Consider the following 12,414-nt stretch of genomic DNA (forward strand, 5'->3'; position numbering starts at 1 on the left):
TCGGTTCTCTACATGGTTCTTAATAATTTCATGTGGAACCCCGAAACGTTCTAATTTAATACTTAGCCAGTTGACCCTGGGCAGTCGTTCTGGTGAGCTTTATTGGAGGTCGTAGACGCTGTGAACCCGTAAACCGTGAACACAGTCAAGCGATATTTCATGAGCGGCACTTAGGGGCAGGTCTAAATGCAATCACTATATAAGGGAGCTTTTGAAATCCAATGAGTGTTAAGGCGAGTGGTGGAAGCTCTGTTGCGCGTCCGCAGCTATATCAAACCGTACCTGTCGCAACCATTTCTCAAGCTGAGCAGCAAGACCGTTTTCCGGGACGGGCAGAGCTAAATGAGCTTTCCGGCTACTTCAACTCTGGTTTGAAGCGGCTAGAAATTGCACAAATCCTGACCCAAAACTCGGAGCTGATTGTCTCTCGCGCTGCCAACCGAATTTTTGTGGGTGGCTCTCCGATGGCGTTTCTCGAAAAGCCTACGGAAGAAGTGCCCGTCATGATGACCATGGGCGGTACAGCACTGGATACCAAAGAAGCCATGAAGCTGGGAACCGCAACCTATGTGTCGAGCGGTGGTGGTTTCCTCGAAGGAATTCGATCGCTCTTTAGTGCATCGGGCAGCGGTCCTACCCCAGCAGGATTCCGTCCGATCAACGTGGCTCGCTACGGTCCGCGCAATATGCAAAAGTCGCTACGGGACATGAGCTGGTTCCTGCGCTATACGACTTATGCGATTGTCGCGGGTGATCCCAATATCATTGCGGTCAACACCCGTGGTCTGCGAGAAATTATCGAAAACGCCTGTTCCGGCGAAGCAACCCTGGTGGCACTGCAAGAAATGAAAGCGGCTGCGCTGGGCTATCTGCGTCAGGATGAGGCGGGTTTGGCGATCGTGACTCAGTACTTCGATGTATTGATCAACGAATTCAAAGCCCCTACGCCTTCTAACAAGGTGCGTCAGCGTCCGTCGGGCGATCAACAGGGCTTGGAACTGCCGCAAATCTACTTCAACGCGGCAGAGCGTCGTCCCAAATACGCGATGAAGCCGGGATTGTCGGCAACTGAGAAGAACGATGTGGTGAAAGCCGCTTATCGTCAGGTGTTCGAGCGGGATATTACGCGGGCTTACTCGCTGAACATTTCCTATCTGGAATCGCAGGTGAAAAACGGCGATATCTCGATGAAAGGGTTCATCCGCCGCTTGGGTAAATCGCCCCTCTACCGCAAGAACTTCTACGAGCCGTACATTAATAGCCGAGCATTGGAACTGGCATTCCGTCACTTCCTGGGTCGCGGTCCGTCTTCGCGGGAAGAGGTGCAGAAGTATTTTGCGATCGTCTCCAACGGTGGTCTGCCTGCTCTGGTGGATGCCTTGGTCGATTCGCAAGAGTACTCGGATTACTTCGGTGAGGAAACCGTTCCTTATCTGCGCGGTCTAGGTCAGGAAGCGCAGGAGTGCCGCAACTGGGGTCCGCAGCAAGACCTGTTTAACTACAGCGCACCCTTCCGCAAGGTTCCGCAGTTCCTCACAACCTTTGCGCGGTACAATCAACCCCTGCCCGACCAGCACGTTTACGGCTCCGGCAACGATCCGCTGGAAATTCAGTTCGGTGCGATCTTCCCGAAAGAAACCCGTAACCCCAGCACCAGCCCTGCTCCATTTGGTAAAGACACCCGCCGGATTCTGATCAATCGCGGTCCAGGCATCAACAACCAGGTGAGCAATCCGAGGGCGCAAGGCATCGCTCCGGGAACGCTGGGTCCCAAGGTGTTCAAGCTGGATCAAATTCCCAGCTACACCGGAACTTTTGCGAAGCGAGGCAGCGGCACTCAGGGCATCAGCACCAAGTTCTCGGAAAGCTCGACCCAGAAGGTGATCAAAGCGGCTTATCTGCAAGTCTTTGGGCGCGATGTCTACGAAGGACAGCGGTTGAAAGTTTCAGAAATCAAGCTGGAGAACGGCGAGATTACGGTGCGGGAGTTTATTCGTCAGTTGGCGAAGTCTGACCTGTTCCGTAAGCTCTACTGGACTTCGCTGTACGTCACCAAGTCTGTGGAATACATCCACCGTCGTTTGCTGGGTCGCCCCACCTACGGTCGTCAGGAAATCAACAGCTACTTTGATCTGTGCGCGAAGAAAGGCTTCTATGCCCTGATCGACGCGATTATCGACAGTGAAGAGTACAACAAGGCGTTTGGCGAAGACACTATTCCCTACGAGCGGTATCTGACTCCGGGCGGTCTGGCACTACGAACCAACCGGGTGGGCAGCATCAGCGACAAAGCAACGCGAATTGACGTTGAAGAAACGCCGAAGTTTGTCGAAATGGGTGCGGTGAAGGAAACCCGTACCGAACCCGACGTGCAGTTCCGCGTCAGCCAGGGGGTCAGCAAGCGGCGTGAGCAAACCAAGACCTTTAAGCTCACCACCCTTGATCCGACTGCGACAAACACCGTGATCCGGGCAGCCTACCGCCATATTTTTGAGCGCGATATCGAACCGTACGTCGCACAAAATGAGTTCACGGCACTGGAAAGCAAGCTGACCAACGGCGAGATTAACCTGAAGGAGTTTATCGAAGCTCTCGGTATGTCTCGGCTATACATTAAAGAGTTCTACGCGCCGTACCCGAATACGAAGGTGATCGAACTGGGAACCAAGCACTTCCTCGGACGTGCCCCGATCGATCAAGTCGAGATTCGCAAGTACAACAAGATCCTGGCTTCGGAAGGTCTGGCTGCGTTCATTCGCTCGATGACCAATAGCCCAGAATACGCAGAAAACTTCGGCGAAGACACGGTTCCGTACCGCCGCTTCCCGTCACTGCCTGCCGCCAACTTCCCGAACACGCAGAAGCTTTATAACCAGCTCACCAAGCAAAATGATGATCTGGTTGTGCCTAGCTTTGAGCCAGTGAAGACTCGGATGGACATCACAAAGATGCCGCTGATGAGCAAGGCGATGGCTGATCTGGAGAAGCAGGCGCGCCAGCCCGACCTCAGCAAACCGAGATTTGTGGAACTGGGTCGATCGTTTAGCAACGGCAACGGTCAATCCGTCGAAGTGGGCGTAGGAACGGCTCGCCGTAAACCCTCCCGCATCTTCCGCCTGAACCCAGAAACTAGCGGCTCTGAGAAGGAACTGGTAATCAACGCGCTCTATGTGCAGGTGATGGATGTGTTTAGCGGTCAGGTGCCGTCCGAAATCCGTCGCTCTGACCTGGAAAGCAGGCTGAAGAACGGTGAAATCTCGGTGCGCGAGTTTGTCAAGTCTCTGGCTAGCTCGGACATCTATGTACGCCGCTTCTACACCCCGTACCCCAATACGAAGGTGATTGAGTTCCTGTTCCGTCACCTGCTGGGACGCGCTCCGGCAACCCAGGCTGAGATCCGCGAGTACAACAAGATTCTGGCGGATCAGGGTCTACGGGCTGCGGTAGACACAATGGTTAACAGCGCAGAGTACAGCCGCTACTTCGGTGAAGACGTGGTTCCGTACAAGCGGTATCCGTCACTACCTGCCGGAAACTACATTGGTAGTGTGAAGGCAGAAGAGGATCTGGTGAAACAGTCCTGGTCAGGCTACTCGCCTTCCTATCTCACCGGACGGAGCTAAATAGTTGCGCTAACAAGAGCTAAACGGTAGAAGGTTCTGAGTCTCATCGTCCCTTGATTGGCATCTGCGATCAAGGGACTTTTTGTTGGAGCTTGACTTTTTGTTAAAGGATCTTTGAGGAGAAGGATGTTTGGAAGTGCAAACGCAAATAGCAAAATTCCCTCATCTATACAGACAAGGGAATAAAAACTTATAACAGTTCCCCGCAACGCCGTCTTACCTCAGTTTTTGACCTGGTATAAACCAGGTGGGAACTACTCGCCCAGTTTAAAGTTTCCGAGTACAAGCCCGGTCTACTGCCACTGGAACTCTTCGGCTCCCTTATTCAAAAAGCATAGATCATAAAACATTATTGGCAGTCACCAACGTTGCAGTAGAACCTTCCCTTATTCTAACGATCGATCGGCGATCGATCCACTAATCTTATAAGACTCAATCCAACTAAGCCGTTTCAATCCCCTTCCCCTTTAACTTAATTCCTCCCTGCACACTCCACAAACCCCGTTAAACGACCAACTTCCCCACTTACCTCCAAACGAACTACAAAACCCCTCCCCAGCCCTATTTCTTCATCTCTTCATTCCCCATCCGCCCCTCTACCCCCTGTCACCCACCCACCTTCACAGGCGATACTGGAATGAATCCTCCATTACAGTCCTGCAATCGTCCGGTTTGCAATACTATTTTGCGAAATCATTATCATTATGCTCAGGTATCCGTTCTCCAAAAAGAAAGCTCAAAGGGGTCAGACCAATCTGCTTCAGGAATCGCCTGACCTGGAAAAGTTGGCGCAGTCGCTTCAGCCAGTGCTTCAAGCTCAAATCATGGCGTCTCAGCTTCAGGTACGCTGTGCGATTCGGCAGAGAACGCTGTTTATTTTGATCGAACATCTGCTGCATGTTGAGCCAAGCCCCCAGCAGGTCTTTGTAGAGCTTGAAGCGATCGTTCGGAAAAATACGGCAGAGCACGTTCAAGACCCGTCTTTTGCAGCGATTCAAGGAACCAACTTACCTGTGCGGCTGTTTCTTCGGATTGCAGGGCACCAGCAACCTTATCAGTTTCATACGTTTTCGGTCAGTTTGATCTCAGTCGATCAGGGAAGGTCGATCGCTACCGAGAACGATCGCGGCATCCAGCAGATTTCTGCCTTTGTTGAGCCGTCTACTGTGCAAAGCAGGTCTTCTGACTCAGTAATCGAGGAAGGATTGGCAGCAGAAGCCGCACCCGTCAATGCATCAGGGGAAGCAACGACTGCCGTGGGTGAAGCAGCTCCCGAACCTGCGATCTCAAGCAATGAACCGATCGAACGATTAATCGCAGCAGCAGTTGAGGCTGTACCCGAAGTTAAATCCGAGGTTAAAGCAGTTGAGGCTGTACCCGAAGTTGAGATTGTACCCGAAGTTGAGGCTGGGTCAGAACCCGAGGTAGAATCTGTCGCGATCGAGTCTGCTGAGATTGAATCTGTCGAAGTGGATTCAGTAAAGGTTACCTCTGCGGAATTGGTTGGGCTGGCTGCGATCGAATTGATTGAAGTTGGGTCAGCCCATGTTGAACTCGAAGCTGAACCTGAGGCGACTGAAGCCCATTTAGTTGACGTTGAAGCTGAAGCGACTGAACCTGTTTCAGTTGAATTGATAGAGATCGATTTTGTTGATGTAGAACCTGTCCCGATCGAAACGATTGAAGCTGTTGCAACCGAACCTGTCGCGATCGGATCGATTGAAGACGATTTTGTTGACACTGTCCCTCAAGCGATTGAAGCTGGCTTAGTCGAACCTGTCTCAGTCGAGCCTGTCTCAGTCGAACCTGTCTCAGTGGAACCTGCCGAAGTTAATAGCACTGAAGTTGAGCCTGATGCCGAGGTTACGGTTTCCACGATACCGCCTGGAGCAGAGGTTGCTGAAGTCGAGTTAGTTGCAGATCAAGAATTGATATCGATCGAACCTGTCGCAGCAGTTCCTTCAGCGAGTGAACCACAGGAAATTATTGCAGCGGATGATATAGAAAGCGATCGACAATCTGAAGCGGCAGGAAGCGAACAAACTTATGCAGCGATCGAGTTCACTCATCCTGATCTTGATAGTTCTAATATTGCTAATATCGCTACGGATTTACAGCAGGATACTGCAATTTGTGAAGATCTTGACGAACCGTTCTTGGATGAAGTAACCGAAATTAAACCTGATACCGTTAACGCATCTGAGTACATATCTGAAAACGCTGAATTTGCAGCCGAGACCGAATTTCTACAGTCTGAATTTGGGGTGGAACTGGAATCCGATCGATCAAGTCTTGTTGAACCCATCTCAGAATTAATTTCGGAACCTATCTCTGGACCAATCTCAGAACCGATTGCGGAACCTATTTCTGAATCAGTCTCAGAATTAATTTTAGAATCTCCGGTTGAGGCATCTGTAGATGAGCTGACCGAAACAGAACTCCAGGAATTGGAATCATCTGTCGCCTTGTCTGAGGAGTTTTCCTTAGTACCAGAGCCATTAGCACCAGAGCCATTAGTACCAGAGCCGATCGAGCCTGTGGTTTTGCAAGCTGCTGAGCCTGCACTTCCAGAAGCGAGATTAGTAGAAACAGAAGCCTTTGAGCCTCGTTTGCCTGACAAGGCGGATGAGCCGCAGGACAGAGCGCAAACGATCGACGAGGAGAACGAGAATCAATTTGCTGAGCAATCTTTAGAATTACCAACTGAATCGATCGCTGCTTTATCAATCGATCAAGCAAATGATCAAGCAACTAATTTATTTGCAGACGAATTCTCTGATGAGTTTATTACTCCATCGACCGACAGACCAGAGACACTATCAGATAGTTTGTCTGAACAATTAGGGAGACTAGAACACCAGGAACCAGAGATTGCTCCAGAAACCATTGCGATACCAGAGACAGCAGAGCCGTACTCGATCGATTCTTCTGCAACCGTTGCCTTTATAGAAGACACTGCTTTGCCGCAAGCGGATACGCCTTCTGCGATCGAATCAGAAATTCAAGAAGATATTTCCCAAGAAGATATCTTGCAGGAAGATATTCCTCAAGATGATCTTTTCCAAGAAGAAGTAATTCAGGAGAACGTTTCTCAGGAAAATATCTCGCGGAATGCGGTTGATGATAGAGCTGAGAATTATATCGATGAAAATTATCAATCTCAAAGTTCTGCACAAGTTGTTAGTCCAATTGTTAGCTCAATTGTTAGCCCAAATTCCACGTCACCAGATTTTGCGGCGGTAAACGACCCAGCCCCGAACCGGGCCGCTGCCGAGACAAGCCCTGAAACCAAAGGCCTCTCTTTCTCGGAAGTGTTAGAGCTAGAAGCGTGGAGCGATCGGCAATCGTTTCTAAGGCGGATGTCGATTTCTGCCTGGATTTTTGCAGGCACTGTGGGAGTGTTTGGCGTTGTGACAGGCATTTACGCACTGACTCGTCCCTGTGTGATTGGAGGCTGTCTACCGGTTGAGCAGGCACAGCAAATCAGCGATCGGGCACTGAATACGATCCAAACCACTGAGTCTGCCCTGGCGATCGTGGATGCCCATAATCAACTTCGGGAAGTTAATGCGCTGCTGAGCCCGATTCCGTTTTGGTCGCCGCACTACGAGTCTGCTCAGCAAATTATGAAGGTGAGCGAAGCCAGAGCCAGCCGAGTTGCCCAGATTGTGAACGCGCTTGAGAAGGCAAACGCAGCAGCCCAGAAAAGCCTGAATCCGCCGCATCCGCTGGCGCAGTGGCGTGAGATCCAGTGGCTCTGGCGGGATGCGATCGCCGCTCTGCAAAAAATTCCGCCGGATAGTCCTGTCTACGACCTGGCACAGCGCAGGCTTCAGGAATATGAGACCAGTTTAAATGGCATCAATCAGCGGGTCGCGACCGAGCAGAACGCCCAGGAGCGGGTGAATGCAGCTCGTAGAACGGCAGAAGTGGCAGAGGCACAGGCAGGCATTGCAAAATCTGCTCAGGATTGGCAGCAGTCTTACGCCGCATGGCAGGCAGCTGTGAAGGTTCTCGATCAAATTCCGCAGGGAACGGCAGCGTATGCTGAAGCCGAGCAGCTTCTCGCACTGTATCAGCCGCGCTTGCAGGAAGCCAACCAGCGCCAAGGGCAAGAGACGATCGCCGAAAATGCCCTGCGTCAAGCCAATCAGTTGGCAGAGCAAGCCCGCAGCCTGGAGCAGCAAAACCAGTGGATCGAAGCAAAAACGATATGGCAGCAGGCAGTTACCAATCTTCAGCGGATTCCTCAAGGGAGCGTTTACTCGATGCAGGTGCAGTCTACGCTTCAGTCCTACACCGCAGCAATGACTCAAGCAGAAAAGAATGCCGCCCGTCTCACGGCAATGCAGGCTGTCCAGCCAGATCTCGATCGTACCTGTGCCGGGATGGTTCCACTTTGCACCTATTCCTTCGCGCCGCAGGCAATTCGGGTGCAGATTACCCGCAGCTACGACCAGGCGACCGAGCGCGTGATGACTTCCACTCAGAGCGGTTCGATGCAGGCAGTGATCACCACTCAGGTGAACAATCTGCTGCGATCGCTTGCTGCCATCAGCGAAACGGCTAAAGTGCCGATCGAACTTTACAATGCAGACGGCTCCCGTTTTGGAACCTACTCCCCGGAAGCCTCTGGATTTGTGGCGCAGTAAGGCAACTAGCTCAGCAAGTTGGGCTGAAACGCCTTATCCACATGGCTGAGAATTTTCTCAATCCGGTTCTCCCAGGAAAATTGCTGCACAAAGTTAATGCTGTGGGCATAGCCTTCGAGCTTCCGGGGATAGACTGCCAGCGTATGAGCAATGCAGTTGACCAGCGCAAAGGGACAGTCGGGCGCACACCAGCCTGCGATGATGCCAGCCAATTGAAACAATCGCAGCGGGGGAATCTCAGTCGCGACGATCGGCGTACCGGAGGCTAAATAGTCAAAAAACTTGAGCGGAGAGGTGAAGGAAGCTTCTTCGCCCGATCGATGGGGATGCAGCAGGACATCAGCGGCTTGAAGCAGGCTGGCAAGCTGGTCGTGCAGCACATAGCCCAGAAAAGTCACGTTTTGCAGTCCCAGCTCGATCGATCGCTGCTGATAGCTTTGCACTTTTGCCTCAGACCCGCCCGCAAACGCAAACCTAACCTGGGGCATCTCCTTTGCGACCTCCAGCAGCAGATCTACGCCCTTAAACGCATTCAGCCCGCCAGAATAGACTGCCAGAGAAGTGCAATCGCCTAAAAGCTGCTGTCGCCATTGTGCCGCTGCATCGGGTTGTCGGGTGGCAAAAGACTGGTTAAATCCGTTGTGAAGTTGAATTACTTTATCTGGCGGCATTCCTTGAGCGATCATGCTTTCCCGTACTGGATCGGCAACCGTGACCGCAAGCTGAAACATCGGATGATGGACGATTTCCGGTTCAAACTGTTTCTGCTCATGGTGATGATGCTCATAAATTGCAGGAATCCTATTTTGAACGGCAGCTTTGATAAAATTCCAGTCGCGGCTATGAACAATCTGAACACGGGAACGAATATGAAACGGGAGATAATATTTTGAAACGATCGTACTCGGATGCGTCCATTTCGACTGACCTTTGAAGCGATCGGGAATCGGCAATCCGGCAACTTTTAGCCTGCGGTGCAAATTGTAAAACCGGGTCAGCTCCCCATCAGGAATCTGTGGACGAAAGGGCAGTAGCCAATCGATCGGCGAACTGATCTGGGGCTTCAGGTAAGTGAGAACAGCAGCATAGCCCAGATTTGCGGCAGCATTGGCACAGTTTGCCACCTGCACCAGATCGGCTCTGGGTTGAGGCAGTGTGTTGCGCGTAAAGAAAAGATAGTGTCGATTCATGAGTGTTCCTCGATCGCTTCAAGTTGCTTGACTAGATCCAGAGCTGACCGATAAGCCGTTTCGGTGTATTCCTGTTGTTCTTCGGGATACTGGACGACTTCATGCACAATCAGCCCTAACGAACCAATCACAATGTTGAGCAGCGATCGGATGTGATAAGAGAAATTCGCCGTTCGTTTGCGATGGTTGGGCTGCGAGAGTTCTGCAAACTGCTGGGCAAATTGCTCGGTAAACTGCATTTGACAGAGCCGAGCATAGTGACCCTGTTCTGCCAGCAACGATTGATGAGTGCCCAGTTCGACCAGTTTGCCCTGTTCTAAAACCGCAATTTGATCCGCCTTTTGCACGGTAGACAACCGATGGGCAATGATAATCGTGGTTCGGTCGCGGCTGAGTCGATCGATCGCTTCCTGCACCAGTTTTTCAGAAACGGTATCAAGGGCACTGGTCGCTTCATCTAGAATCAGAATCGGCGGATTTTGGAGCAGTGCTCTGGCAATGGCAATGCGCTGTCGCTGCCCCCCAGAAAGCATTACGCCCCGATCGCCAATCACCGTTTCAAACCCGTGCGGCAATTGCAGAATAAATTCTTCGGCGTTTGCCTGTTTTGCCGCAGCAATAATTTCATCATCGGTTGCAGCCGGACAGCCGTAGGCAATGTTGTCTCGCACCGAAGCGTTAAACAAAAACGTCTCCTGGCTCACAATGCCCATTGCCCGCCGCAGCGATTGATAGTCAAATTCGCGTAGGTCTTGCCCGTCTAGCAAAATGCAGCCCTCGCTGGGGTCGTAGAGTCGCGGCAATAAATCCACTAAGGTCGATTTTCCTGCCCCTGATGCTCCCACGATCGCCAGCGTCGTCCGACAGGGTAAATCAAGGTTGATATCGTGAAGAACGTATTTTTGTCGTCCTGGATAGATAAACGAAAGATTGCGAAGCTGAATTCCGGTTTGCAAAGTTTGGAACGGCAGCGTTCCGTTTTGCATAAATGGTTTATTATCACGACGGAGAAACTCGCTAGCAATTTCCAAACTGGGGGCAATACTTGCAAACTGACTGCGAGCGTTATTAAGCTGACCAATCAGGGGCAACGTCCGAAACAGCAAAAAAAGATAGGTGAGCAATACCGCAGAGAATGCCTCGAGCTGCGCTGCCAGAAAGGTACGCCCGATCGCCACAATTAGCAGCAGTGCAATTACGCCCGCCATTTCGTTCACAGGCTCAATCAGGGCAGAAACTGCCTGCGTTCGGAACTCTGCCTGCTCTCGATCGCGAATTAAACGAATCATTTTTTCATAGGCGGCGGGTTCGGTGGCAGTGGTGCGAACGAGCCGCATTCCAGACAGCAGTTCTAAAACACTGGTCGAATATTGCTTTGACGTATCCGAAAGCTGCTTGCCAAACTGCTTTGCTTGATGAATGCTCGACTGATTCACTAGCACAACGATCGCTAACAGCGCGGTTGAAGCCAGCGTTAACTGCCAGGACAGTGACACCAGCAATCCCACAAACACCAGCACCGTAATGACAACTGTGACCGATCGCGTAATGCTGCTAATTGCGCCTGCGGCACGAGAGACTTCGTTATTGAGCCGATTCACAATATCGCCAATTCCCGTGCGGCTAAAAAAATCAAGGTCAACTTCCAGCAAAAGCCGCAGTCCCTGCTCTCGCAAATCATTGGTGAGGATGCGCTTCAGGCTTCCGGCAACCAGCGCATTGCCATAGCCCGCCAGGTTTTTGAGCAGCAGCAGCAGGATAATTGCCCCCGCGAGCAGCGCGATACGAGGACGACCATCGATTTGAAATGGAGACAGCAGCATTCGCAGAACGGGCACTTCGCCCTCCAGCGCGATCGGCTGTCCCAGAAAGCTGAGCAGAACGGGCATGATCAGAGCGGTACTGACCCCGTTAAACACCGCACCCGAAAATCCCAGCCCAATATTAAGCAGGATCAGAACAGGGTGTCGGTGAACCAGGTACAGTAACAGTTGACGCGGAGAGCGGAAATTTGACATAGCATCAGGCAGCATATTCGATCGCGTGAAGCGTTTTCTTCCAGCAGGAAACGTTCTCCTGTAGAGTGCCCGAAGCGATCGGCTGTCCAACATCACAGGTGGAAGATTTGCAGTTCGCTAGGGCGATCGAAATGACTATTCTTCGATGCAAAAACATCGCGCAGCTTAACTTTCTACTCCTTTGGGGGTCTGTCTTTAGGAGCTAACAGAAGCTTGAAAAATTCTCTAGCCTTGTGAAGAGCAGTCAATCAAGCTTGAAGGAAAATTTTATGACCACGAGTGTTTCGCCGGACATGAACCGGAGTTCGAGGAATAGCCAGCTTTGGAGCGCAATTCTGCTGATCGCGCTGGGTCTAATTGCCATTATTCTGCCGCGTGTTTCAACGCTGGTCGCAGAAACCTGGATCTCCCTGATTCTGATTTCTTCGGGAGCCACCAAACTCTTTAACGCATTCCAGACTCGCCAGCAGGGCGGCTTTATCTGGAAATTGCTGCTGAGCATCCTGTACATCGGCACAGGGATCATGCTATTTGTGAATCCGTTCGGCGGTACGATTACGCTGACTCTGCTGCTGGGTAGCTTCCTGCTAACGGAAGGCACGTTTGAGCTGATTCTGGCATTCCGTGTACGTCCCCAAGAAGGCTGGACTTCGGTGCTGGGAAATGCACTTGTGACTCTAGCACTGGGAGCAATCGTCTGGTTCCAGTGGCCCTTCAACGCACCCTGGCTCTTGGGAACTGCCGTCGGCGCAAGCATTATTTCCACCGGACTTTCGCGTCTGCTGCTGGCTCAGAACTCGCAAGCAAAGATGGCTTCCTCGACGGGAACACCTGCCAATACTGCTTCCAACCCTTCAAGCTCCACCAACGATCCGGCGGCAACGGTGTAGGTTTCCTCTATTCCGCGGCGGTTCCTCGTTCTGTTAATAAT

General features: G+C 51.6%; 6 protein-coding genes and 1 other RNA gene. 3 read left to right on the forward strand and 4 right to left on the reverse strand.

The genetic code is table 11. From position 1 onward, the window contains the following. The first annotated feature begins 221 nt into the window (after nt 1–221). Entirely contained in the window at nt 222–3,623 is a 3,402-nt protein-coding gene (locus tag NDA02_RS06815) for a phycobilisome rod-core linker polypeptide (RefSeq protein WP_348254686.1), read from the forward strand. A gap of 197 nt (nt 3,624–3,820) precedes the next feature. On the opposite strand, the gene ssrS is transcribed toward NDA02_RS06815, so the two are convergent. Then, a non-coding RNA gene (gene ssrS / locus NDA02_RS06820) (6S RNA) lies at nt 3,821–4,003 on the reverse strand. A 324-nt stretch (nt 4,004–4,327) separates the two neighbouring features. On the opposite strand from ssrS, the gene NDA02_RS06825 reads away from it, so the two are divergent. Then, nucleotides 4,328–8,275, forward strand: coding sequence for a hypothetical protein (locus tag NDA02_RS06825; protein WP_190792785.1), 3,948 nt, complete (start codon nt 4,328–4,330; stop codon nt 8,273–8,275). Between the two features lie 5 nt (nt 8,276–8,280). Here NDA02_RS06825 and NDA02_RS06830 read toward each other — a convergent pair whose 3' ends face one another. From NDA02_RS06830 to NDA02_RS06840, 3 genes are read right to left on the reverse strand one after another with little or no spacing between them, the layout of a single operon-like run. Continuing rightward, entirely contained in the window at nt 8,281–9,465 is a 1,185-nt protein-coding gene (locus NDA02_RS06830; RefSeq protein ID WP_190792786.1) for a glycosyltransferase, read from the reverse strand. Beyond that, nucleotides 9,462–11,483, reverse strand: coding sequence for an ABC transporter ATP-binding protein (locus NDA02_RS06835; protein WP_190792795.1), 2,022 nt, complete (start codon nt 11,481–11,483; stop codon nt 9,462–9,464). Before NDA02_RS06835 ends, NDA02_RS06830 begins: the two co-directional genes overlap by 4 nt. A gap of 4 nt (nt 11,484–11,487) precedes the next feature. Then, complete coding sequence (locus tag NDA02_RS06840) at nt 11,488–11,640, reverse strand: hypothetical protein (protein ID WP_348254687.1); 153 nt, start codon at nt 11,638–11,640, stop codon at nt 11,488–11,490. A 112-nt stretch (nt 11,641–11,752) separates the two neighbouring features. Here NDA02_RS06840 and NDA02_RS06845 point away from each other — a divergent pair, with 112 nt between their 5' ends. Beyond that, the gene (locus tag NDA02_RS06845; protein ID WP_190792787.1) at nt 11,753–12,373 is read left to right on the forward strand and encodes a DUF308 domain-containing protein; all 621 of its coding nucleotides are present in this window, start codon (nt 11,753–11,755) and stop codon (nt 12,371–12,373) included. Nucleotides 12,374–12,414: the final 41 nt, after the last annotated feature.

This window comes from Leptolyngbya sp. ST-U4 (assembly GCF_039962215.1).
GTDB lineage: Bacteria > Cyanobacteriota > Cyanobacteriia > Elainellales > Elainellaceae > Leptolyngbya_A.

What these genes read in the sequence shown, in the direction of transcription:
- NDA02_RS06840 (WP_348254687.1), bottom strand. Translation starts at nt 11,640, where the DNA reads ATGTTTTTGCATCGAAGAATAGTCATTTCGATCGCCCTAGCGAACTGC.
- NDA02_RS06815 (WP_348254686.1), top strand. Translation starts at nt 222, where the DNA reads ATGAGTGTTAAGGCGAGTGGTGGAAGCTCTGTTGCGCGTCCGCAGCTA.
- NDA02_RS06835 (WP_190792795.1), bottom strand. Translation starts at nt 11,483, where the DNA reads ATGTCAAATTTCCGCTCTCCGCGTCAACTGTTACTGTACCTGGTTCAC.
- NDA02_RS06830 (WP_190792786.1), bottom strand. Translation starts at nt 9,465, where the DNA reads ATGAATCGACACTATCTTTTCTTTACGCGCAACACACTGCCTCAACCC.
- NDA02_RS06845 (WP_190792787.1), top strand. Translation starts at nt 11,753, where the DNA reads ATGACCACGAGTGTTTCGCCGGACATGAACCGGAGTTCGAGGAATAGC.
- NDA02_RS06825 (WP_190792785.1), top strand. Translation starts at nt 4,328, where the DNA reads ATGCTCAGGTATCCGTTCTCCAAAAAGAAAGCTCAAAGGGGTCAGACC.